The 24,859-nt window shown below is 37.4% G+C and carries 21 protein-coding genes; 12 read left to right on the top strand and 9 right to left on the bottom strand.

The window, feature by feature from the left end:
- Positions 1-30: 30 nt before the first annotated feature.
- Positions 31-2,517 carry a BamA/TamA family outer membrane protein gene (locus tag VOI17_RS10360; protein ID WP_323757179.1) on the bottom strand — a complete coding sequence of 829 codons (2,487 nt, stop codon included), beginning with the start codon at positions 2,515-2,517 and terminating at the stop codon, positions 31-33.
- Here VOI17_RS10360 and VOI17_RS10355 point away from each other — a divergent pair.
- Positions 2,508-3,245, top strand: a complete 738-nt coding sequence (locus VOI17_RS10355; protein ID WP_323757178.1) for an RNA methyltransferase — start codon at positions 2,508-2,510, stop codon at positions 3,243-3,245. The genes VOI17_RS10360 and VOI17_RS10355 overlap by 10 nt on opposite strands.
- Here the strand turns inward: VOI17_RS10355 and VOI17_RS10350 are convergent.
- Genes VOI17_RS10350 through VOI17_RS10325 form a run of 6 tightly spaced genes read right to left on the bottom strand, consistent with a single transcriptional unit; the run spans position 3,242 to position 8,910 of the window.
- Positions 3,242-4,042, bottom strand: a complete 801-nt coding sequence (locus VOI17_RS10350) for a queuosine precursor transporter (protein ID WP_323757177.1) — start codon at positions 4,040-4,042, stop codon at positions 3,242-3,244. The two genes, VOI17_RS10355 and VOI17_RS10350, sit on opposite strands and share 4 nt — an antisense overlap.
- 10 nt (positions 4,043-4,052) lie before the next feature.
- Positions 4,053-4,976 carry a ribonuclease Z gene (locus tag VOI17_RS10345; protein ID WP_323757176.1) on the bottom strand — a complete coding sequence of 308 codons (924 nt, stop codon included), beginning with the start codon at positions 4,974-4,976 and terminating at the stop codon, positions 4,053-4,055.
- A gap of 9 nt (positions 4,977-4,985) precedes the next feature.
- Positions 4,986-5,369, bottom strand: a complete 384-nt coding sequence (locus VOI17_RS10340) for an STAS domain-containing protein (RefSeq protein WP_323757175.1) — start codon at positions 5,367-5,369, stop codon at positions 4,986-4,988.
- 4 nt (positions 5,370-5,373) lie between these two features.
- Positions 5,374-6,318, bottom strand: a complete 945-nt coding sequence (locus VOI17_RS10335) for a phosphoribosylaminoimidazolesuccinocarboxamide synthase (RefSeq protein WP_323757174.1) — start codon at positions 6,316-6,318, stop codon at positions 5,374-5,376.
- Between the two features lie 42 nt (positions 6,319-6,360).
- Positions 6,361-7,677: a toxin-antitoxin system YwqK family antitoxin gene (locus VOI17_RS10330; RefSeq protein WP_323757173.1), complete on the bottom strand. Its 1,317-nt coding sequence runs from the start codon at positions 7,675-7,677 to the stop codon at positions 6,361-6,363.
- Between the two features lie 54 nt (positions 7,678-7,731).
- Entirely contained in the window at positions 7,732-8,910 is a 1,179-nt protein-coding gene (locus VOI17_RS10325) for an acetyl-CoA C-acyltransferase (protein ID WP_323757172.1), read from the bottom strand.
- A gap of 332 nt (positions 8,911-9,242) precedes the next feature.
- On the opposite strand from VOI17_RS10325, the gene VOI17_RS10320 reads away from it, so the two are divergent.
- On the top strand, positions 9,243-13,412 hold the full coding sequence (locus VOI17_RS10320; RefSeq protein WP_323757171.1) for a PAS domain-containing protein: 4,170 nt from the start codon (positions 9,243-9,245) through the stop codon (positions 13,410-13,412).
- Positions 13,399-14,061 (top strand): response regulator transcription factor, encoded by a 663-nt coding sequence (locus VOI17_RS10315; protein ID WP_323757170.1) that lies wholly within the window; start codon positions 13,399-13,401, stop codon positions 14,059-14,061. Before VOI17_RS10320 ends, VOI17_RS10315 begins: the two co-directional genes overlap by 14 nt.
- A 170-nt stretch (positions 14,062-14,231) precedes the next feature.
- On the opposite strand, the gene VOI17_RS10310 is transcribed toward VOI17_RS10315, so the two are convergent.
- On the bottom strand, positions 14,232-15,179 hold the full coding sequence (locus VOI17_RS10310) for a hypothetical protein (protein WP_323757169.1): 948 nt from the start codon (positions 15,177-15,179) through the stop codon (positions 14,232-14,234).
- The gene (locus VOI17_RS10305) at positions 15,176-16,147 is read right to left on the bottom strand and encodes a vWA domain-containing protein (protein ID WP_323757168.1); all 972 of its coding nucleotides are present in this window, start codon (positions 16,145-16,147) and stop codon (positions 15,176-15,178) included. The genes VOI17_RS10310 and VOI17_RS10305 overlap by 4 nt, the downstream gene beginning before the upstream one ends.
- A 329-nt stretch (positions 16,148-16,476) precedes the next feature.
- On the opposite strand from VOI17_RS10305, the gene VOI17_RS10300 reads away from it, so the two are divergent.
- The 9 genes from VOI17_RS10300 to VOI17_RS10260 all read left to right on the top strand — a co-directional run bounded on the left by VOI17_RS10300 (position 16,477) and on the right by VOI17_RS10260 (position 24,852).
- Positions 16,477-16,929 carry a hypothetical protein gene (locus tag VOI17_RS10300; RefSeq protein ID WP_323757167.1) on the top strand — a complete coding sequence of 151 codons (453 nt, stop codon included), beginning with the start codon at positions 16,477-16,479 and terminating at the stop codon, positions 16,927-16,929.
- Between the two features lie 64 nt (positions 16,930-16,993).
- Positions 16,994-17,296 (top strand): hypothetical protein, encoded by a 303-nt coding sequence (locus VOI17_RS10295; protein ID WP_323757166.1) that lies wholly within the window; start codon positions 16,994-16,996, stop codon positions 17,294-17,296.
- 216 nt (positions 17,297-17,512) lie between these two features.
- Positions 17,513-17,746, top strand: a complete 234-nt coding sequence (locus VOI17_RS10290; RefSeq protein ID WP_323757165.1) for a hypothetical protein — start codon at positions 17,513-17,515, stop codon at positions 17,744-17,746.
- Positions 17,747-18,024: 278 nt separating this feature from the next.
- Positions 18,025-18,477 (top strand): hypothetical protein, encoded by a 453-nt coding sequence (locus VOI17_RS10285; RefSeq protein ID WP_323757164.1) that lies wholly within the window; start codon positions 18,025-18,027, stop codon positions 18,475-18,477.
- 12 nt (positions 18,478-18,489) lie between these two features.
- Positions 18,490-18,681 (top strand): hypothetical protein, encoded by a 192-nt coding sequence (locus VOI17_RS10280; RefSeq protein ID WP_323757163.1) that lies wholly within the window; start codon positions 18,490-18,492, stop codon positions 18,679-18,681.
- 271 nt (positions 18,682-18,952) lie between these two features.
- Complete coding sequence (locus VOI17_RS10275) at positions 18,953-19,438, top strand: hypothetical protein (RefSeq protein ID WP_323757162.1); 486 nt, start codon at positions 18,953-18,955, stop codon at positions 19,436-19,438.
- Between the two features lie 602 nt (positions 19,439-20,040).
- Complete coding sequence (locus VOI17_RS10270) at positions 20,041-20,499, top strand: hypothetical protein (RefSeq protein WP_323757161.1); 459 nt, start codon at positions 20,041-20,043, stop codon at positions 20,497-20,499.
- 105 nt (positions 20,500-20,604) lie between these two features.
- Entirely contained in the window at positions 20,605-21,168 is a 564-nt protein-coding gene (locus VOI17_RS10265; RefSeq protein WP_323757160.1) for a hypothetical protein, read from the top strand.
- 606 nt (positions 21,169-21,774) lie between these two features.
- Positions 21,775-24,852, top strand: coding sequence for a SusC/RagA family TonB-linked outer membrane protein (locus VOI17_RS10260; RefSeq protein ID WP_323757159.1), 3,078 nt, complete (start codon positions 21,775-21,777; stop codon positions 24,850-24,852).
- Positions 24,853-24,859 lie beyond the last annotated feature (7 nt).

Here is a 24,859-nt window from a genome sequence, read left to right as displayed (position 1 = left end):
ATTATTAGTCGCTTTTTTTATGTGCTAAAATTAGAAGGCATAACCCACGGCAATGTTCCAAACCGTTTGGTTAGTGTCTTTGAATAGTTTTCTCCAGCGTTCACCATCCGGAAATCGAGGGTCACGAATTTTGTGTCCAACATCAAATCTGAAAACAAGAAATGAGAAATCGAAGCGAAGCCCCATTCCAGCGCCCACGGCTATTTCTTTATAAAAACGATTGAATTTAAAATCGGCACCAGACGATAAAGTAATTGGGTCAGATGGGTCAATAGGGGCTTCAGTATCACGGAATTTCCAGACATTGCCAGCATCTACAAAGAATGCCCAGTCTAAAAAACCAACAATGTTGGCCCTGTACTCTGCATTCATTTCTAAAAGTATTTCTCCCGGTTGTTCAAATTTATAGCTGTCTTTTGAGCGGTCAGCCACCAGGTTTCCTTCTGAGTCTTTAACGTTATCGCCATTATCGTCCAGCAAATATGGAAAGGCAGAACCAGGTCCAAGTCGTCTCGGAGTCCATGCCCTGTTACTATTACTTCCTCCAGAGAAAAAGTATTTTTCATAAGGTAAGTCTGCTCCGTTGTAAGGGTCAGCAACCCCAATATTTCCTCGAAAAGCTATGGCCCGTTCTCTACTCAATGGGTAATATCTTCTATAGTCTATCTGAAATTTAAGAAATTGATAGTTGGTTAAATCATTGTTTCGCAGCAAACCGGTACCAGTGAGGTTAAGTAAACTTCCTCCGGTTTCCACAAAATATCGAAAAAAGGAAGAAGGAGAGTTCGCATTTGAGTAATCATTATTAAGGGTAGCGTTAAAGGACGTACTACTAACAAATGAAGGCTTAAAAGCCAAGTTCAAAGTATTTCCTTGTGCTTCTAATCTGTCGAGAAGTTCTTTAAAATCATCACTTTGAAATGGGGTATAAATTAAGTTGACATCAGACAAAGTTAAGGTGTAGTTCTTGTTACCCTTTAAGTTTTGCCAGTTGTAAGCCAAGTTTCCATTGATATTTTCTCGCTTGTATTGAGTCCTGTCGGTGTATGAATAGCCCAAAGACACTGAGGTTCTAGGATTGAACGTTCCTAGGTTTAATTTCCTAGAACGGAAAGGAGTAATGAATCTTGGGAAACTGAGTGATAGATTCCCCCCGTATTGAAGATTGGAATTTGACGATTCTGTTGAATTCGATTTTGCGATTCCGTCTATCCCTATGAACGCATTCAATTCCAGAATTTCCAATCCTCCAAAAATGTTCCTGTCTTTTAACGACAGATTATAAAAGGGGCCAGGATAACTAGACTCAGTGCTGTTATTTACGTTTAGCCCTAACTCTTGTGTGATTTGATATTTCTTTAGCGGAGCCGTATAGAAATTCGTTACCATTTTACCCGGTACTAAAGTGGTGTCAAAGTTAATGTTGACATATCGAAACATATCAATGGCCAACAGTTGACGCTGTGTATTAATCACATTAGTGTAGTTGTAGGTATCTCCTTTTCTGAAGATAATACGTGTGTCTATCACTTTGGGCGAATAGTAATTCAGGCCAGAGACATAGGTTACGTTCTGGAATTCCGTAGTGTCAGTTTGGATATCGCTACCATTACTGTTGAATATGATTGAGTCCATTTGATACATCTGATGTTGGGGTTTATCAGATGGTTTGTTGATTACAGTAGAAACCCATAAATCAAGTTGATTTGGTTTGAAAAAGACATCGAATTCGATAAAGCCTTTAGTGAAATCAAAATAACCATTGTCTTTCATAAGAGACTCAATCCGTTGTCGTTCTTGGTCAATTTTATCTTTGCTATAGGGTTCTCCAACTTTGAGGAATGATTTTGCTTTGGAGGCATTGACTAGACTACTGAGGGTTGAATCACCAGTTCTCAGGGTTAGGCTGTCTATGTAGCTTCTTGGACCTTCTGATATAATAAATTTTTGATTGATTTTTCTTTGTTTCTCCTTTGTTTCAATATCAATTTCCGCCTTCAAGAATCCATTAAAATTTAAGTAAGTGAGCATCTTTTGTTTTGAGTTTGCTATGGCCATACTGTCATATACTGCTAATGGTGTTCCTGTGCGCATAGGGAAATTCCCATTACGCAGTTTGTTTTGAAAGCGGTCAAGTTTTCTTTTCTTGTTCGCTTCAAGCTTCGAGGTCGATTTCCCTTCTTCATCGCGTTCAGCAATCTTTTTGTCCATTTTCTCAATGTACTCGCGTCTATCTTGGTTGATTTCGGCCGTATCATAGTTGTTTTCACCCGATTCATAAATGGAAGCACCCAGGGGGCCTATGAGAGGAATTCTAGTATTAGGAGTGAGGGTTATTTGTTCAGAAAGCGCATCTTTGTTGGCTTCTTCAACACCCACAATGCTTTGTTTGTATAGAAGTTTTTCGCCATCTTCCAGATGTCTGACACCTGTACAGCCACTGACTAGGATGGTAAAAAAAAGGATTAAGAATAATAGATTTCCCGACTTCACAAATAGCTTACAATATGCTTTCAAAACGATTGATAAAGTACTTTAAATCTCTTCAATTAAAAAAATATAGACATCAAGAACGCAAGTTTATTGTTGAAGGGGCAAAAGGCGTTGCTGAGGTGTTAACGTCTGATTTTATCATTGATTTCCTTTTAACGACTAAGGAGTATGCTGAATTGTTGCCCACGGCTCAATTATCGAAGGTAAAGGAGATAATCGAAGTAACTGAAAATGAACTGAAAACTGTTGGTACTTTTCAGAGCAACAGTGCAGCTTTGGCAATTGTTTCTATGAAGGAGGATACAAATTTAACCCTTCCAGATGATAAGTTAGTTTTGGCGCTTGATGATGTTCGTGATCCTGGGAATCTGGGTACCATTATTCGGATTGCAGATTGGTATGGAATTGATACCATTTTATGCTCATTAGAGTCGGCTGATTATTATAACCCCAAAGTGATTAACGCCAGTATGGGGTCATTTACTAGGGTTAAAGTTTATTATAAAGACTTGAAAGAGGTATTTACTTCAACCCAACTGCCTGTATATGGTGCCTTACTTTCAGGCAAAAATATTTATGAGTCTCAATTGACCAATAATGGAATTTTGCTGATGGGCAATGAGTCGCAAGGCATTAATTCTGATTTAGAACAGTATATTTCTCACTCGCTTCATATTCCTAGAAGAGGAGGTGCTGAGTCGCTAAATGTAGCAATTGCTACTGCTGTTATTTTAGATAATTTCTTCCGTTAGAAAAGCTTATCCCCACTTTCCATGCTGGCTTCTGCTTGAAGCTGTTCAGAAACGTCTTTCCCCAAATACCTGTCTATAAAATAATGAGCAATGTAGAGGAGGGGAGTGAGAAGAATGGCGATCAAAAACTTGTAGATATAATTCGTTAAACCAACGGCTAGAACTTGCTCTATTGGCCAAGCCCCTAGAAAATAAAAGGCAACAAAAAGTACCACAAAACTATCGATCAGCTGAGAAATCAAAGTTGAGCCTGTGGCCCGTAGCCAAATTTTATTATGACCAGTGATTTTTCTTAGTTTATGAAAAACATAAACATCTACAAATTGACCGATGAGAAAGGCCACTAAGGAAGCAAAAATAATATTGAGGCCTTGTGAAAACACTTTCTGAAAAGCTTCATCAATATTAAATGGATTGCCGTTCGCATCTGTAGCAAATACGCCAAGCCAAAAATCAGCCGGAACAAGTTTCATGGCTAAATAGATCACCAAAAAGGCATAGGCAATTAGCCCAACGGTGATGTAAGTAATCCTTTTTACTCCCCGCTTTCCGAAATATTCATTGATAATATCTGTGGTAATAAATACCACGGGCCACAGAAGCACCCCGGCTGTTAAATTGAATTGGAGCATAAAATCTCCAAACAAAGAGATATCTAAAGGGGAAAAACCGAGTGTTTTTTCGAAGGAGAAAATTTTACCTCCAATGAGTTCGGCAATCAGGGCATTTGTAATAAAGATCCCTGCTAGGATTAGAAATAGGTTGGTCTTTTTGTTTTTCAGAATTGACTCGCCCATTACCTATGGTTTAAGAAATGTCGTCTAAGATAAAGTCATCTCCTTCAATGGCAAGGTGAGAGTTAGGGAAAACGGATTGAGCCTCATACTTCAATGGCTCTAATTCTTTATACCTGATGGAAAAATGGCCCATTAACAGCATTCCTACATTTGCTTTTTTTGCAATTGTGGCGGCCTGCTTTGTGGTGGAGTGGTAAGTTTTCGCAGCCCTATCTTCATGTTCTTCCAAAAAGGTGGTTTCATGGTAGAGCATATCCGCATCTTGAATAATGGGGATAATAGACTCGTCATATTTTGTGTCTGAACAGAATGCGTATTTATAAACTCGCTTTGGAGGTAGTGTCATTTGAGTGTGATGATAAATGATATTACCATCATCATCGTAAATATCTTCTCCATTCTTGAGTTTAATGATATTCTTGACAGAGAAGTCTTCGGGTAATTTATCCTTTATAATCCTCCTTTTCTTGGGTTTTTCTGTAAAAAGATAACCAGCACAAGGGATTCTATGATTCAAAGGGATAGTATAAACCCTTATAAAATCATCTTCATGGATTAGCGTATTGGCTTTTGTGTTTACTGGGTGGAAGTTTACCTGATAGTTGAATACGGTTTCGGAGTATTTAAGCTGTAGGGTAATAATTTCGGCTAAACCAGGAGGCCCATAGAGATTAAGAGGCTTCTTTCTGCCCATCAAATGCATGGTAGATAAAAGCCCCATAATTCCTAGATAATGATCTCCATGTAAATGAGAGATAAAGATATTATTGATTCGCTGAATCGGTACTCTGTATCTTTTTAGTTGGAGTTGTGTACCCTCTCCACAGTCCATCAGATAAAGATGCCCCTCAATAGTAATTAACTGAGAGGTTTGGTTACGCTTGTGGGCTGGGGCGGCAGAATTCGAGCCTAATATCTTTACTTTTATACTCAAACCGCTGGACTAAACTTCGCCTTCTTCAGCTCCTAATTCTTTTTGAAACTCCGTCATCATAATAAATTCGATAGCTTCATGCTGGGTAGGAAGAATGTCTAGGATTTTGTGCAACTGAGAGAGTTCAATTAACTTTTGGACCATCGGTTGTAAGCCACTCAATACAAGAATACCCTCGTTTTCAGTACAGATTCTATTTCCTGTAAGGATAGCGCTTAGGCCAGAAGAGTCACAGTATTTAGTGGCGGAAAGGTCTAGCACTAGATTGCCAACACCCTGTGTGCTTAGGTTTACAAATTCCGATTTTAAACCTGGAGCAATAGTGGCGTCAAGTTTGTCTTCGTCTAGTTTTATGAGCGTATATTTTTCTTGTTTATCTACTGTAAATTTCATCTTCTTATTTTTTATTTAGGTATCCGAGGATATTATTTTCTATTCTTTTTTCGATTTCTTGAGTAGGGTGTTTTACAAATTTATCCCCTGTTACTTTTTCAAAAAGTTCAATATACCGGTCTGAGATTGATTTAACAACCTCATCGGTCATCTCAGGAATTTGCTGCCCATCTTTGCCTTGAAAACCATTTTCAATTAGCCACTGTCTTACAAATTCCTTAGAAAGTTGTTTTTGCTTTTCGTTGTTTCGTTGCCTTTCTTCATAGCCATCTTTGTAGAAATACCTTGAAGAATCAGGCGTATGAATTTCATCAATGAGGATTATCTCTCCGTCTTTATGCCCGAATTCGTATTTGGTATCAACCAAAATTAAACCTTGATCAGCAGCCAGTTCGGTTCCTCTTTTGAAAATGGCTTGGGTGTACTTTTCAAGCTGTTTGTATTCTCGTTCTGAAACGAGACCTTGTTTCAGTATTTCTTCTCTTGAAATGTCTTCATCGTGCCCTTCTTTAGCCTTGGTGGTTGGGGTAATAATTGGGTATGGGAGTTTGTCATTCTCTTTCAGCCCATCAGGCATTTCTACACCGCAAATCTTTCTTTTTCCTAAACGGTATTCGCGCCAAGCATGACCTGCCAAATAGCCACGAATGACCATTTCTACAGGGTAGGTTTCACACTTTAATCCGACACTCACATTTGGGTCTGGGATGGTTTGAATCCAATTGGGGAGAATATCCTCTGTAGCTTTTAAAAACTTGGAAGCGATTTGGTTTAATACCTGTCCCTTGTAAGGTATTGGCCTAGGGAGTACCACATCAAAAGCGGATATTCTATCTGAGGCCACCATAGCCAGGAAATCGTTGAAGAAATAAATATCCCTAACCTTTCCTCTGTAGAAATCGGACTGATTAGGGAAGCTGAAATTGGTTTCTTTAATACCTCGGATCATTTGGCAAAAATAGTCAAAAAATAATCTTGCTTTATGATTGGTTTAGTTTTCTGATGAACTGATTAGTTTACCTCTAGAGTAGACTTCTCTTTTAGTGACATCCCCGCTTGTATTGTAGTATTGCCAAGTGCCTTCTCGTAGGTCATAACGATGATTTCCTTTTATTTTCACTTTATTTCCGTCAAAATACTCTGTGAAAGGACCGGATTTTGATCCGTTAACATAACTGGTTTCACTTTTCACTTTTCCATTCGGGAAGAAGATGGTTTGTAAGCCTGTGTTTCTTCCATATTGATAAGGAGATTGCTTTTCTAAATGGCCCTCTTTGCTATATTCTTTATAAAAGCCATTTATTACTCCATTGCTGTAAGGCGTTTCTGTCTTCTTTTTTCCGTTTTCAAAGAATTCAATCCAAGTTTTGTTGGGAGAGGCGTTTATATAGAATTGATTTTCCTTCGGATTTCCGTTTTCATAAAACTCCTGAATGCTTACGTCTTGAGTAACCCGAGTGTAGTCTTCAATTTTCTTTACTTTACCACTTTCATAATAGGTGTAGTTTTTACCCATTTTTGCTCCTTTGTCAAAAGTGAATTTTTCTTTGATGGGGCCATCGAGGTAATAGCTTTTTACTTCACCCACATAAATCCCGTCTACATATTGGCCTTCATCTAACAGGCTTCCGTCTCCATCAAACCTTTTGAAAGGGCCATTTTTGTATCCGGCAACGTATTTGTACTTCCATTCAAGTTGTCCGTTTTTGTAATAGGTAAGGTACTCCCCCTCAATTACGCCTTGCTTGTAATTGAATTCAGAAGATACTTCTCCTGTTTGGTAATAGGTTTTAGCTGGGCCATCTTGGGTTCCGTTATTGTACTGAAACTCTGATTTTAGACTGCCTGAGGGGAAGTATTCTTTGGCCCATCCAATTGGGGTGCTGTCATTAAATTGAGTTTCCGTCTTTTTTGTACCGTCTTCATAATATGAGGTGACTAGGCCGTTGAGCTCGCCATTCTTATAGCCACCGTTTTGAATAGGTTTTCCAGAGCGAGATAAGATTTGGAAAGGGCCTGTTTTTTCTCCGTGGTCAAAGGTAATAGTGCTTAATTTTTTTCCGTTTTCATAGAATTCATTAAACACCCCATTGGGTTTTCCGTTCTCAAATTTGCCCTTCATGGCTACTCCACCATCTTCATAATACTTGATATAATCACCGTGTATTTTGGTAGAGTCATTGTTCAGTATATAATATTCTTCTTTGACGATTTTATTTTCGGGAGGATAGTATTTTAATACCTTCTGTTGGCCCAATAAAGTGATGGAGCCGCTGATTATCAGAATGAAAGAAAATAGATGTTTCATAAAAAAAGCCTTCCGTAAAGTTACGAAAGGCTTTTAGGTTTAGTATAGTTGATGTTATAATTTTTCGATTACCATGGCTGATGCGCCACCGCCACCATTACATATTCCGGCAACTCCAATGCTACCACCTTTTTGATGTAAAACAGAAGTAAGGGTAGTTACAATTCTACAACCAGAGGCCCCTAGCGGATGGCCCATGGCTACTGCTCCGCCATATACATTTACCTTTTCAGGGTCTAAGCCAAGTTCAATATTGTTGGCCAATGCAACTGCTGAAAATGCTTCGTTGATTTCGTAGTAATCTACCTGTGATTTGTCTACTCCAGCCATTGCCATTGCCTTTGGGATTGCCTTTGAAGGAGCTGTGGTAAACCACAAAGGGTCTTGCGCAGCATCGGCAAATCCTATAATTCTAGCGATTGGTTTAATGCCCAATTCGTCAGCCTTTTTCTTGCTCATCAATACCATTGCAGATGCACCATCATTAATTGTAGATGCGTTAGCGGCAGTAACGGTTCCTTCCTTACTAAATACAGGCCGGAGTGAAGGTATTTTTTCGAAAAACACATTGTGAAATTCTTCGTCTTCATCCATAATTATCGGATCGCCTTTTCTTTGAGGTATTTCTACAGGGATAATTTCATTTTTGAAATGTCCAGCAGCTGTTGATGCGGCTACCTTTTTATATGAATTGATCGCAAACTCATCTTGTTGCTCTCTGGTAATCCCCATTTCTTTTGCGGTATTGTCAGCGCAATTTCCCATTGGGAATTGGTTGTAGACTTCCCAAAGGCCATCATGCAATAGGCCATCTATTAATTCACCGTTTCCATATTTATAGCCATAACGGGCCTTAGGGATATAATATGGCACATTACTCATGCTTTCCATTCCACCAGCTACAATTACGTCCTGTGCACCAATCATGATAGATTGGGCGGCAAACATTGCTGCTTTCATTCCAGAGGCACATACTTTGTTGATTGTAGTACAAGGCACTTCATTGCTTAGCCCAGCGCCCATCGCTGCCTGTCTTGCAGGGGCTTGACCTAGACCAGCAGAAATCACATTGCCCATGAATACTTCTTGGACATGCTTTGCGTCTAAACCAGCTTTTTCTAAAGCGCCTTTAATAGCGATTGATCCAAGTTGAGTAGCTGAGAATCCAGCTAATTTACCTCCAAAACTACCAATAGGGGTTCTGGCAGCTGATACTATATATACTTCATTCATATTGAATTATTTAATTTACCTAACGAGTGTTAGCAAATGTAATGAATACAATGTCAAATATGAAGTGAAACCCATAGTGAAAGAAGTCTAACATTGAGTTTCGTGATGCTTAATTATTTTATTTGCTTGACTATCTTTAATGAAACGTTGAATTAAAGCCTTAATTTAATGACTAGGTAGATTGCTTATTTTTATGAAGACGAATTCAGCCATATTTGACATCTTGGCCTAAGCTACACTTTTAGGTGTTTTTTCTACAGAAAAATGTGGTTCAGTTTTATTCATAAGTAGTTGCATCAATAATTAACCAAGCCAACAAGGGGATTTTGAGAATGGCAGATAAAAAGGAGGTACTAGAAGACAAAAATTGGCTTTACGACAGAGCAAGACTGTATAGCGTAATTGGAAGTAGTAAAGCCTTGATTGAGGTGTTGTTTAGCGCTAACGACTGTGCTACAACTTTGTCGAGCGAAGCGGGATATATACTCGTGTTTAATAATGAATTCAACCTACTAGTGGAGTGTTCAACTGTTGAGTCGGAAGGTGCGAAGTTGATTGATTTTGTAGGCCCTGATTCTGTAGAGTTATTTGATAAGAATCATAACAAAATATTTAAAGGAGAGTCTGTTGAAGATGAAGAGTATCAATTCATAACGAAATCTGGTTCGATTATAAGTGTTAGTGAAACATCCAAGGTTGTAAATATTGGTAATGACAAGTATTTATTATCAAACCTTAAAAATGTTACAGTAGAAAGAGAGACTCAGCCAGAACTTGATTTATTAAATACCAAAGAACTTTTGTCCAGAACGGAAAAAATTGGAGGTATCGGCTCTTTCGAAATGAACCTCAAAACAAATGAAATAATCTGGTCCGATAACATATATTATCTCTTAGGAATGCCCACTTCGGAAAGTCCTTCATTAAGGTTTTTTAATAGGATAGTAAAAGAAGATAGGCATGTCATTCAGAGAATACTTGATTTAGAGCCAGGTGATAGAATAAAATTCTATTTCAAAATAGATATAAAAACGAAAATCAGGTCTTTATACTGTGAATTGGAACGGGTTGGAGACAACTTAATGGGGATGTTAAGAGATGTGACCAGTGAAGTTCTCTCTAATTTGGCATTGAAGGAAAGTGAGGAGAAATATAGGTTCCAATCGGAATCGTTGCCACATATGCTTTGGCTGCTGGACGCACAGGGTGATTTAACGTATCTAAATAGTAAAGGACGGACATACTTGGGGCTTTATGACGATGCTTACCATGGTAAAAAATGGCTGAATTTTGTGCACCCAGACGATCTTCCATTAACGAATAAAAAATGGAAGTTAGCCAATAAAGACAAAGCCTCTTTTTCTGTTCAAGTGAGGATCAAAAATTCCACAGGGATTTATCGATGGTTTATGGTTTCTATTTCGCCTATGGTTGATGAATCGGGAAATATAACATCACTGATTGGTGTTTCTACTGACGTTCACGATCAATACCTAATTCAGGCGAACTTAAAAGAAAACGAAGAGAAATTCCGTACCATTTTCGAGCAAAGTAATGATGCGATGACCATCCTTAAAGATGGGTTTTGTTTGGATTGTAATGTTAATGTAAAACCAATTTTTGGAGTTGGAGAAGAACAACTGAAAAACGAGAAAATCTGGGAGTTTTCACCAGAATATCAAACTACAGGGCAGCTTTCAGAAGAGTTCTTATCTGATCAAATTGAGAATACCTTGAAAAATGGTCAAGCCAATTTTTTCTGGGATGTACAGAAAGTAGATGGGAAGATCATCTATTGCGAAGTAAACTTAAGTAGGATAATGATTGACGGGGATGTTTTCATCTTTGCCGTTTTTAGGGATGTTACAGGAAGGATTAAGGCCGAAAAGGAATTGTTGGATAGTAAGCAGAAAATGGCGCTAGCCATTGAATCAGCTAGAATAGGAACATGGGAATTGAATTTGAAAACTGGGAATACAAGGTTCAATGAATATTATGCGGAAATGTTGGGATATGAGTTCCATGAAATAGTTCACGAACAGTCTTTTTTTGATGAAAGAGTTCACCCAGATGATCTTGAAAAAATCAACACCTCACTTTATGACGAAAAAATTAAAGATAGTGGTGGGTTTGAACTTCTGATACGGATAAGAGGAAAAGATAATAAATGGCGTTGGATTCTTGATCGAGGGAAAATAATTGAAAGAGATAAAGATGGTCAACCAGTCTTGATTTATGGAACTCATATTGATTTGACAGAATATAAAGAGAAAGAGAGAGCTATTTTACATACCAATCTCAAGTATGAATTAGCTGCTATCACTGCAAAAACGGGTGTTTGGGAATGGGATATGGTTTCTGATAATCTTGTTTGGGATAAGGGTATGGCTTCAATTCATGAGAAGGAGCTCCCTGAGAGCAATCAAATTAGTGTTTCCGATTGGCTTAGCTATGTTCAGCCTAATTATAAAGATGAGCTTAACCGAAACTTGGCTTCTCTTGTGAGTGATAGAGGATTGTTTGATGCTGAATATGAGATAAAAACCGAATCTGGAAAGGTGAAACGCGTTAGATCAACCGCTAGTATTTTTAGAATTAATGATGAAGAGGGCGATAAAGTAATTGGCCTGAATCTAGATGTTACAGACTCACATCTTAAAGATCAAGAACTATTCGAGAATGAGGAGAGATTGAAGTTGGCATTTGATGGAGCCAATATGGCCTTAATGGATTGGGACTTAGAGACCAATACAGTCAGTGTAAGTGACAATTATCTAGAGATTATAGGTCAAGAAAAGGGGAAATACGATCCTACAAAGGATCAATTTATGGATTCTGTACTTCATCCAGATGATAGCGAAAAAGTACGTGAACTTTTCGGAAAACTGAAGGTGGGCAAGCTTAGACATTATGAACTTGAATATAGAGTGCTCACCCAGAACAATGAGCTTAGGTGGTTAAAGTCTAAGGGGAAGACTTTCCTAGATGCCAGCGGGAGGGTGAGAGTAATCGGCCTGACAATGAATGTAACCGCTACAAGGGTCGCCCAAGAACAACTTATGGAAAGCCAGCGGGTTTTGAATCTTGCAATTTCAGGAACAAAACAAATAATTCTAGACTGGAACATTAAAGAAGGGTCTCTTAAATGGAATGATAATTACTATGAGCTTTTAGGTAGATCGAAATATGATTTTAAAAACACAGTTTCAGATCATATTAAAAAAAGTGTATTCCCAGATGATGTTGAGTTGGTTTGTAATCTTGCAAGGAAGCTAAAATCTGGAGTAATTCATGAAACGGATGTTATGATAAGACTGGTTACTAAAACTGGTGATTTACGATGGATGCGGGTACTTGGGAAAAATGTCGAATTTGATAAATTGGGTTTACCGAAAAGGCATGTGTGTACTCTGATGGATGTAACAAAAGAGAGAAATCTTACTCTTGATCTAGAAAAATCATACACTCAATACCAATCCCTAGTTGAAGATATTCCAGGGTTGGTTTATAGTGCAAAATATCCGACTAGAGAGTTTACATATGTGAATGCATTTTGCCATGAATTAACGGGGTATACGGTCGATGAATTGACAAATGAGAATAGCCTACAATATCAAAAACTGATTCACCCTGATGATAAAAGGTTTGTTGAGTCTGGCTTCAACACCGCAATAAGTAATAAGCAAGCTTACCGATTGAGCTATCGAATCCTAGATAAGGAAGGTAAAATAAAGTGGCTATCAGAGTTTGGTCATGGTATTTTTGATCAAAATGGAAACCCTTTGTCCATGGAAGCCTCGGTTTTTGATATTACGGATAGAATAAGGTCTGAGGAAAAGGTATTGGCAGCTGTATTGGATGCAGCAGATCACGAGCGTAGTCGCATTTCTCGTGAAATCCATGATAGCTTGCAGCAAACCCTGACCATTGCATCGCTTAATTTGGAATTTGTTAAAAAAGAGAAACACCTGTTGAGTCAAAGGGTATTGGAACGATACGAACGTGGCTGGCAGCACCTCAGAAAATCTTTAGATCAAACCAGAGAAATTGCACATAGACTAATGCCTAAGGCCATTGAAGATTTTGGCTTAATGGAAGTGGTAAAAGATTTAATGGACGAATTGAACGCCACTTCTGATGTGAATTTCGAATTCATTACTAACTTAGGGGATGAACGACTTAATGTTAGTACAGAGACTAGCTTTTATAAGATTATTCAGGAGTCCATTACCAACATAATTAAGCACGCTAAAGCCAAAAGTGTTTCAATTCAGTTGATAAAACTTTCGACAAGTATTCAATTAATTATTGAAGACGATGGACAGGGTTTTGACATGGATACTATGAGCTTTAATAGTACTGGATTTGGCGTGGCAAGTATGAAAAACAGGGCCAGTGCTCTTTCGGGTGAATTTATTTTGGATTCTTTCCCCGGAAAAGGCACCTCATTAATTTTAAATGTCCCTTTAGACAACTCTAAAACAGTATATGAAAACGATTAGAATATTTCTCGTAGATGACCATAAAATGATTCGCGATGGTCTAAAGTTTTATCTTGACGAGGATGAGCGGTTTGAGATTATTGGCGAGGCTAATAATGGGCAGGAAGCACTTTCTATGATAAATAAAAACAGCAACTTTGATGTACTTGTAACAGATATTGTGATGCCTTCCATGGATGGTATTGAGCTGGTAAAGAACCTGACTCAGGGAGGCGCCATTCAATTCAAAATTTTGGCACTTACTATGCTAAGTGAAACGCAACACATAAAAAAGATACTTAATTATGGTATTCAAGGCTACATTCTAAAAAGCAGTGGAGAAGAAGAAATAAAGAGGGCAATAACAGAAGTTGCTGCAGGAAATACTTATTACTCTCAAGAGGTGACCACGATTATTATGAATAACCTAAGGGGAAATAAATCTGGAGGGTCTAGGTTGGCCATGGAGATTCCGTTGACCAAGAGGGAAAGAGAGGTTCTTCACCTTATTGTTAAGGAATATTCAAATCAGGAAATTGCAGATGAGTTATTTATTTCGGTTCGTACGGTTGATGCTCACAAACGAAATCTCTTAGAGAAAACTGGCGCTAAGAATATGGCTGGTTTGGCTATCTACGCTTTAGAGAAAAGACTTTTTGATGATCTTTAATAGGCAGTAGCTAGATTTATCACACTAGTTCTTGAATGATTTTCTAACTTAGAGCAATCATTCAAGTTGCTGATTGCTAAATTGATGTATTGAAATTAATCAAGAAGATTTACTTTGGCGGCAGGCCACACAATGATTATCAGAAATCAGATATTATGCTGCTTAGCACTCTACCAATCTGGTTTACTTGAGTCTTTTTTCTTAGTAGCCTTCCTTTTGTTCTGTTGAACATATTGAACCTCATTATTTTTCATGGCTTCTAAAATCATTTGAGCCTTTTCTGGGCTCATATTCATTTCCTCTAGCTTCTCTTTTAGCTTTTCAAGGGGGTCTTTTTCCTGAGGTTTTTCTTGATTCGGATCTTGCTCTTCATTGTTCTCTTGTTGATCCTTTTTTTCTTGGTCTTTATTTTCCTGCTTTTCTTGATCCTTCTTTTCTTGATCGTTTTTCTCTTGTTGATCCTTTTTGTCTTTCTGTTCTTGATCCTTTTTTTCCTGATCTTCCTTCTGTTCTTGATCTTTACTGTCTTCGTTGTCTTTCTCTTGTTGCTCTTGCTCTCTTATCAGCTTTCTCAAGAGTTCGTAATTGTACCTAGCGGATTCGTTTTCGGGATTCTTTCTTAAGGAATTTTTAAAATCGTTTAAAGCCTGATCGGTTAAAGATTTCTTTTCTTCCGTTTTGGCAGCCTCACTTCTTTTATAGGCTATAATTCCTTTCTGGTTAAAGGCACTAGAGGCAATCACATTGTTCTTTGCGTTACCAGATAGTTCGTCATAATTACTACTTGCAATACTTGCATATTTCAAACCTTCACTGGCCATACCCACGGCACTTTCATCAAGATTATCTGGGTTTTCTGAGGCCTCATTTAAAACTCCTAGGAGCTCATTATTCCCGTAAGCCAAGAAATAGGCAGCGTTAGCCATATTGAGACGGGCGTCTTCATCCAGAATCATCATTGAGTCCAATAGGCTCGCATAGGAAGAGATCGCTAGTTCATAGCTCTCTTTGTCATAAAATTCCTTGGCCTCTTTCTTCAGTGCATTAGATTTAGCAATCCGAGTTACTGGGTCGGTAATGCTGGTGAATACTAAAATGAGCGTAATTAAATATTTCATAAGCGTAATGTCTTTCTTCTTATTAGTGCATCTAAGATGAGTAGTAAAATAGCCGCTCCTAGAAAGTAATAGAATTTATTGGCAGAAGCATCAATTTGGCGAGTGTCGCGGACTTCGCCCTCTACTTCATTGATAGCTCTTATTAGTCTTTTTACATCATTTTGATTTTCATTAATTTCAAAATAATTTCCTCCAGTATCAGCTGCCAGCTTTCTTAACGATTCAGAGTTTAGCTTTGTTATTACTTCTTGTCCATTTCTGTCTCGTTTAAACGAGCGACCCTCTGGGATTTTAGCACCTTTTTCTGTACCAACACCCAGGGCAAAGAGTTTTACTCCTGTATTTACAACATCTTTGGCTGCTTTGTCGGTTTCATCACCAAAATCTTCTCCATCGCTAATCATTAAAATGATCTTCGACTTTTGTTGAGTAATAGGGCCTTCTGCAGCTAGATCAAGCTTCTCCAATGCAATGTTTAACGGAGCGCTAAAGTCAGTTCCGGCATTGGGTACCAAGTCAGTTTTTAACGTGCTGATAAATAAATTAATTGCGCTTTGATCATAAGTTAAAGGGCATTGAACAAAGGCTTCGGATGAAAATATTATCAAACCGATTCTGTCAGAGCTAAATGCCTGAACAATATTATTAAGTTCAAATTTTAGTTTTGAAAGCCTGGATGGTTCAACATCTTGTGCATTCATTGACTGAGACAAGTCTACAGCAATGTAAATGTCTTTACCTTCTGACTTCACTTCTTTGGTTGTTTCGCCAAAGGATGGCCCCATAAGTGAGAAGATGATCAATGCAAAGGCCAAAGTTCGGAGCAATACCTTAAGCAATAATGGCCTATAACTGGTTTGCAATCTTTTGGCAATTGTTGCTAAACGGAAAATGTATGCGAGATAGGCAGCAAGAAAAAGCCCAATAAATATGGCTTCTGTTGTTCCTATAGATTTAAACCAAGTCATGTGTTTTCTAGCTAATCGACAAATATAGCAATCCTTAGACGTCTAGGTTAACCGTTTGTCAAGCCCTTGCTAAAAAATGGCTGTTAAAGATTGTTAAATGGTGGTGATGAGAAAGGTTTTAGATAAATCGCGGAGGTAATATAGGTGAATTTAGAATTCGTATTAGGTATTAACCTAGTGCGAATAGAGGTAGATCACCTACATGCTATCACTACTTCAATACCTGATAGGGGTAAGCAAAATAGACATTTTTCATATTAGGAGACTGACCCATAAAATTGGACGGACTTCCATGGACCTTTGGAATACAAAAGATAAATCTGAATGTCATGAAAAAGTTATTGGTCATTACATTTTTGCTCTTAATGAGTAATACAGGTTTTTCTCAAACTTATCATCAGGCAAAAGAAAGGAAGTCTTTTACCTTTCAGGTAGCACCTACCTACTTTAACTATGGAGGTTGTTTGTTTGGATATCAAATAGGAGTCAATTTCAAAGAGGTTTTTAATATGAGTTATTTTCATACTAGAGATTATGACTTTGGTGAACGATATATGGATGATCGTTTTGCTGGAATTCAAAGTAGTGTGATGTTGCCAATTGGAGACTTTATGCAGATTGGGCCATCAGTAAGGTTGGCCAAATTTAATTCAAAGTCACAAAAAGTGTTTGTTGCTGCGGAGGCTAGGTTTGATTTAAGCGACTCATGGAAACTGGGACTCGAATACGGAGTGGGTGAGAAGAGGGGTGCTGGCTTGAAATTTATTTGGAACATGTCTTAAAAACAGAAGCATGGGGCAGCAAAGTAGGTTATATTTCAAGTCGGATCTTCTTAGTCTTCGAGGCATGAGAAGAATAGCCAAAAGTGATATGAATGATCAGCGTTCTGAAGCCCCTGATGACAGAGATGGGTATAAACTGATATTTGATTTACCGCCTCGAACAGAAGTAGTAAGCAACTCAGATGAGCAGTTGATAGAAAGAGATAATAATACAAGTGTTGAGGAAAATATTCTCCTAAAGCAATCAACGCTACTTTCTGGAGAGCGTAGTGATAGAGAAGGAAAACTTCAGTATGGTAACTCCCTTCCTTCAAAGCGGAACCCACTTAATGGCTTCTTGTGTAACGTTATAGGATGTAATAAGTAGAAGGGAAATAGAATGAGGTGTTTATCGGCATTCATGATATTGTTCATTAGTTCGAGCAACTACAAACAACAAGAGGTTGAGTGTCTCATTCAAGAGGGAACATATCACTAGAAAGGTAGGTGGCCTGGCAGACCGAAGAATCGGGATATTAAAGTCAGATATGCTGGCATTTGTCAGTACGTTAGGATCTTAAAAACAAGAGTCAAGAAGATGTTAATGGGTTTTTCAGACCGTAAGAGTTTGTGCCCTGAAAACAGCATAAGGTTTAGATGGACGTATTTTATTAAAAAGGGCTTAGAAGAGATATTTTCATATACACACAAATGGGTTACTGATTATCAATATATGGACGCTTTTGTTTTTGGAGACAAAGCACATTACCAAATTCAAATTATGGATGATAAGTTTTCTCTTCTGCCAAATGGAGAGATAGAAAAAGAGGTGTTATAATGTGTCAAACTCATTCTAACAAGAAATGGCTGTTAAAGAGTTTTAAATGAGTTGGTGAAAAGGGATTTAGGTAAACTTCCGGAACAATTAAGTGAATTTATAATTCGGGTCAGGCTTTCACCTAGTATCATTAGAGGAGAATCACCTACTTTTTATTACTACTCTAATACCTAATAGAGATAAGCAAATTATGCATTTTTCAGATTAGGAAACTGACCCATAAAAATAGGCTGGTTTCTTTTGACCTTTAGATTACAGAACAATAAATCTGTAAAGTCATGAAAAGGTTATTGATTATTGCGTTTTTGCTCATACTCGGAAGCCCAGTTTTTTCTCAGGACTTTTATTACGAAAAGGAAAAAAAGCCCTTTACCATTCAGGTAGCACCTACCTACTTTAATTATGGGGGAGGCTTATTTGGGTATGAAATAGGAATCAACTTTAAAGAGGTGTTCAATATCAGCTATTTTCATACTAGGGACTATGATTTTCATGAACGATACATGGACGATCGTTTTGCTGGAGTTCAAAGTAGTTTGATGTTACCTATTGGAAGCTATATAGAAGTTGGCCCTTCAGTGAGATTAGGTACATATAATTGTGAGATTCAAAAACTATTTGTTGCCGCTGAAGTCAGGGTTGACCTTAATGAATCTTGGAAAATTGGTTTGGAATATGGTGTAGGGGAGAAAGAGGGGTTTGGTTTGAAATTCATTTGGAATATTTATTAAAAAGCGGAACCAATGAGGAAACTAGATAAAATATATTTTAATTTGAATGGCTTAAACACGTCAGAACTTGAGTTCAGGCCTAAGTATACTGAAGAAAATCAAGAACCAGGTAAACCTCATAGGAAAGATGGTTATAAGTTGATATTTGATTTACCACCTCGAATAGAGTTGGTTGAAAAACCTAAAGGAGGCTGCCATAATTAGATTATCTAGTAGTGGGGAGCGAGATTTATCAATATTCATTATAATAGTAGGCTAAACATCCATTATTTAAAAGAAGGTATATGTGTACAGATTTCTTTTAACACAAACCAAATAAACAGCTTTTTATGTCATGATATCATACTCGATAAATAAAAAATATAGTAATATAAGAGGCATGATAATGTTTATAGTGCTGTTGAGCTTAATTTACTCATGTTCAGATATTTATGAGCAAAAAGAAGTGGAGTATGTTTTGCCAAAAGGGCAGCATATGAGCAGGAGGTTGGGTGGTTTCCCTAATGATAAGTCAGGAACTTTAAAGTCAGATATGCTAGATTTTACAGCACGGTTTGATAAATCGGTGCGCTATGATCTAGGCAATAAGAATCAAGAAGATATCAATAAGCTATTTGGTTTTTCAGACTGTAATAGCTTGCATCATGAGAATAGTGTGCGGTTTGGCTGGAGGTATAGTCTGGAGAAGGACTTGGTGGAGATTTTTTCATATGCATATACAAATGGAGTAGTGGGGTATCACCACATGGGAGATATTGCTATTGATGAAACGGTGCATTATCAAATTCAAATTGTGGATGACAAGTTTTATCTACTCCTAAACGGAGAAATGAAGCAGGAGGTTGAAAGGGGGGCAAACTGTGAGGTTGGTTTGTACTATAAACTCTATCCTTACTTTGGCGGGGATGAACCCGCACCACATGATATATCAATCTTTATCAAAGAAATATTTACCCAATAAAAATATCGATGAGTATTTATTGCTCCCGGTTAAGGTTGATCTGAAGAAGATTATTGAGGTGAACTCCATTTTTTTATTCACTTACCAAAATAGTGTGTCTTTTTTTACCACAAATCTTACTCCCTTATAATTGGAATTGGCAGAGCCAAATTATAATAATAGAAGAGTAATAATCCATTGACAATCAGCGAAGAACGGCTTTAAAAGAGTGGTCACCTTACTTGATTTAGATGAAGGTCTATGACATCTAAATAGGGACTAAATAGTACATTTTACGATTTTTAAAAAGATATCGAAAATAATCACTTCCCTAAATGAGTTTTGCATTCTCCCCTAATCGAGTACTTGATCATGGAAAAGAAATAGCAAACACGCGATTGACTTCTTACCGACTTTATGTTTTACAAATTTTTTGATTATCATTGAATGAAGTTAGCTGTTGAAAATTGACTGTGTACTCAAAGGATTTCTGACTATTAAGAGAAATACCTATAAGAGAAATACCTATTGCGTTAGTGGTTTAACCTAATTAGCTCAATTCGTTTTTGTCATACATTATCACTTTGGTCATTAGTTACCTTTACCTCATAGCAACCAAAGACATGAAAATTATAGTCATTTTTATTCTGAGTTTTATATGCTTGGAAGTTTCTTCTCAATCGCTTCAGAAGCATGAAGGTACTCCTAAATATAATCTCGAAGTATCACCATCAGCAAACAGAACTGTTTACGGATGGAAGTACGGAATCAGGATGGGGGTAGATTATATGTCACGATTGAAGGTTGGGTATACACGATTGGAGAGTTTTGATAACTCAGAGGAAGGACAAAAGACATTTTCTGGAACATATTTTCAGTATGCGATTAACCCCCAAGCCAAATTTACTGTATTACCTAGTTTGAAAATAGGGCTTTTTGATGGTAGATTTTTAACAGTCCAGCCTACTATAGAAGGGGCATATGCTATCAGAGATGACTTGTCTTTTAATTTAGGTTTAGGTAGGAGTGACGGGTTTATGAGTTTTGATTTGGGTTTAATGTGGAGTCTAAAGCTGGGCTAGGTAAAAAACCTAGTGAACTAATGAAATCACCTAAAATTAATATTGCGAATTACCTCAATAGATCAACTATAGACACCAACTAACTTGAGTAGTTAAATAATGGTTATGAAAACACGTCAAACACTCCTTGTATTAGCATTCATTACATCGCTTTTGGCACTTCCAATAGATGGGTTACTTAATTCTCCTGAGGAGTTTGTGTCTCTGAGCCCAGATATTAATAATGAATGGACACCGGGTGATAAATGGGTGGACTGGAGAAACGGAATGGCTTACTCGACTGTAGAGTTTGACGATGTAGTTTGGATGACCGCTAACTTTAAAGGGATATCAAAGCAGATGTCATATCAAGAAGCTGAAGTGTCTGCACCTACAGGCTGGAGACTTCCTACAAGTGAGGAATGGATTAAACTTCTTGAAAGGACAGGTTTTTCATCTGACCCAAATCAGATAATACCTGAAGAATACTATTTATTTAATTTTGAATCAGAAGGTTATGAGGATCCACTGATGGGAATGATTGGTAGAAATCAAGTAGGATTTTATTGGACTCAATCCTCAAACAAGGAGATTGGTAATTACATCTCTGTACCAAACAGAGAATTAAGATATACTCACGGTAAAATATCCACAACTGCTAAGATGGCTGTTCGATACGTGAAAGATTAATTGAGTACACACACAAATGTTTTGGTTAAAGGGCTTTCATATGGAAAGCCCTTTTTTGTTGCTATCGCTCTTACATTTAGAGCTATCTAGATAAATTATTTGTTTTTTCTTATTTCTATAAGTGGATCCCACTTTTGTTATTTTCATGTCTTAAAATTATCTAATTTTCTATTGCCGACTTATAGGGCCATAAGAATCATTCAGTCAGAGTTTTAGGTCTCCTGATTTTTGATTTATTATAGTTATTATGCCATGCGTTATTTCTTTAATATGCTGTTTATTAGTTGTTTACGTATTGATTTTTTTTCATAATAAAGATTTAGGTTAAACTTCAAGTTGTATTATCTCTGTAAATAAAATAAATAAAGTAAAAACACAAAAGTGAATTTTAATTATTCAATAATGTGTCAATTCAATACCTTTTCTGTCAATTTAAAATCCATCAAATTCTGAACCTGACTCAAGTGTAGGTAGAATAAAATATTCTTATATGCTTTTAATGAGTTAAAAAATATCGTCAGGGTTTTCTTTGACCATATTTTATTTTACATTTGGTAATTCAATCGAATTATTTACTAAAATAATTTTTTACTAAAACTACTAACTATGAAGAGAGTATTACTGACTTTCATGATGTCAGTGCTTGTCTCCCTGTTTGCGACTGCACAAGATCGCGAGATCAAGGGAAAAGTAACTGATGAAACTGGCCTAGGGCTTCCTAGTGTCAACATTATAATAAAGGGTACCACTACGGGTACTGCGACACAACCAGATGGTACATATTCACTATCTGCTCCAGCAAATGGAGTTCTTATCTTTAGATTCTTGGGATATGTTACTCAAGAAGTTCAAATCGGAACACAGACTACAATTGACATTCAATTAAACCCAGATGCTACTGATTTGGGTGAAATTGTGGTTTCAGGTGTGGCCGCTGGTACTCCTAGGAAGAAACTGACAGTTACGGTAGCCAAGATAGACGCTGAGCGTTTAAGTCTAGCTCCTGCAACTTCTGCAGGTTCCGCACTAGCAGGTAAAGTAGCTGGGGTTAGAATATCCTCTGCTGGTGGTAGCCCTGGTAACGATGCAAGTATTCAGCTAAGAGCTGATAACAACTTGAACGCTGGTTCTAGTCCAATGGTGGTGATTGATGGAGTTATCATTGAAGGTGGACTTTCTGATCTTAACGTTGACGATATTGAGTCTTACGAAGTTATAAAAGGTGCTTCTGCCGCTTCATTATACGGTTCTAGGGCTGGTAATGGAGTAATCGTAATCACTTCTAAGCGTGGTAATAACCAAAATATTGGAACAACTAATATTACGGTAAGAAATGAGATTGGATGGCAGCAGCTAGAAAGAACAATTGACCTAGCTACGCACCACGCATTTACTTTGGCGCCTGATTACGCAAGCTTTGACAAGTTTACTAAATATGCAGGTGTAACATATCCTGCTGGTTATGTTGGTGGCTATAGCCCTGACGTTGTGGGTAATAGAGGTTTTGACGCGGATCATTATATGGACAATCCTTTTGGAAGAAACATTGATCAACAAGAAGCGTTTTTCAAAACTGGCTCTAACCACACGAACTATGTAGCTGTATCTACGCGTAATGCTACAACAAATGCGTTTATTTCGTTTGAGAACAATGCGCAAACTGGTATTATCCCTAACACGGATGGTTTTACACGTCAGAATATTAGATTGAATATTGACCACCAAATCAATGATTGGTTGAAATTTTCAGCTTCTAATTTGATTGCAAACTCTAAACAGAACAGCCCAGGTGGCGGTGGCGGTATCTTCTTCAATATTGTATTGGCAGAGCCTGACAACGACCTATTCTTACCGAACCCAGATGGTCAGCCATACTATTACAGACATAATCACTGGTCTAATGAGACTAACCCTCTTTACAGCACATTCAAAACTGAAAATAAATATGAAGAGAAAAGAATCATTGGTAACTACCGATTGAATATGGATTTGGCTTCTTGGATTAACTTTGAAGCAAGTTATTCTACTGAATTTAGAGAGATTAGCTCAGGTTCATATTCACCTTATGATACTTGGACCTTGGGTGGAACGGATCCACTAGGTATTACTTATTCTTTGGGTTCTATAAGTGACAACACTTCTGAAAGAAATGTTCAGCAAGTACAGACTACAATGAACCTTAACGGGAGATTTGGCGATATTACTGCAAAAGGTAAAATTTCTTACCTGTATGAGAATAGTAAAAGACAGGATGTGAATGCTAGTGGTTTCGATTTCGGTATCAGAGATCTACCTACTTTGTCTGCTATTCCTAGAGCCAACTTATCTGCCTCAAACTATCAGCAAGAAGTTATTGCTTCAAACTATTTCTTTATCGGTTCTTTGGATTACAAAGACAAAATTTTGTTTGATGGGATGTTCCGTATAGATGGTTCTTCTTTGTTTGGTGAAAATGAAAGATGGAATAACTACTATAGACTTTCTGCTGGATATAGAATTACAGAAGATTTAGATATCCCTAATGTTCAAGAATTGAAGATTAGAGGAGCATATGGTGTTGCTGGTATCAGACCTGGTTTTGATTGGCAATATGAAACTTACAGCGTAAGTAATGGTATTGCTTCTGCTTCATCTTTAGGTAATAAAAACCTTAAGCCATCTAGAACTGCTGAAAGTGAAATCGCTATTAATGCTGAATTCTTGAACAGGTTTACTCTTGAAGCAATCTATGCTAACTCTGTAACTTCTGATCAATTCTTGAGCGTGAGATTATTGCCTACTGCAGGTGGATTTAGTAACCAATATCAGAATGCTGGTACTATTGAATCAAATAGTTTTGAACTTAATTTAGGTGTGAATGTGATTAAAAATCAAGACCTAACTTGGGATGCAAATCTAGTTTTCTCTAGAACAAGACAAACTGTAACTGAGCTTCCTATTGCTCCATATACTTTCGGAACGGATGGATTATTCTATGTGAAACAAGGTGAAACCTACGGTTCAATTTACGGAAATACGTGGGTTAAATCTTTAGATCAGATGGCACAGCAATTACCAGAAGGTGATAACATTTCTGATTATGAAGTAAACAATGAAGGTTATGTAGTTCCAGCTGGTTCTCAAGGAACAGTTAATGAGGCTCCTGTTAAATTGAAAGATCAAAACGGGCTTGATGCTTTTGTTAAAATTGGTGATGGCAACCCTGATTTCTACGCTGGTTTCTCTAACACTGTTCGTTATAAGGGCTTCACAGCTTATGTGTTGTTAGATATCAAACAAGGTGGTGATGTTTATAACAGAAAATCACAATGGTTAACTAGAGATGACAGAAATGGCATCATGGATCAATTTGGTAAAGCTGATTCTGAGAAGAAAGCACTAGAGTACTACAAAGGTTTTTACGATGTAAACTCAAACAACTCTTATTGGGTTGAAGATGCTAGCTTTGTGAAACTAAGAGAGGTAGCTTTAGGTTATACTTTCTCAGCTACTCAACTTCAGAGTTTCTTTGGTTTCGATGCCTTTAAAGGGGCTTCTTTGAGAGCTATTGGACGTAACTTGGTTACTTTCTCAGACTATTCAGGATATGATCCTGAAGTTGGGTCTATTAGAAACCCGGTGGATGGTACAGGTACTTATCCTAACTTCAGAAATTATGCTTTATCTCTATCACTTAATTTCTAAAACTAAA

It is taken from the genome of Roseivirga sp. (assembly GCF_034669765.1).
In the GTDB taxonomy this organism is placed as follows: domain Bacteria; phylum Bacteroidota; class Bacteroidia; order Cytophagales; family Cyclobacteriaceae; genus Roseivirga.
The sequence above is the reverse complement of the archived record's forward strand: the minus strand, read 5'-3'. Positions and strand labels throughout refer to the sequence as shown.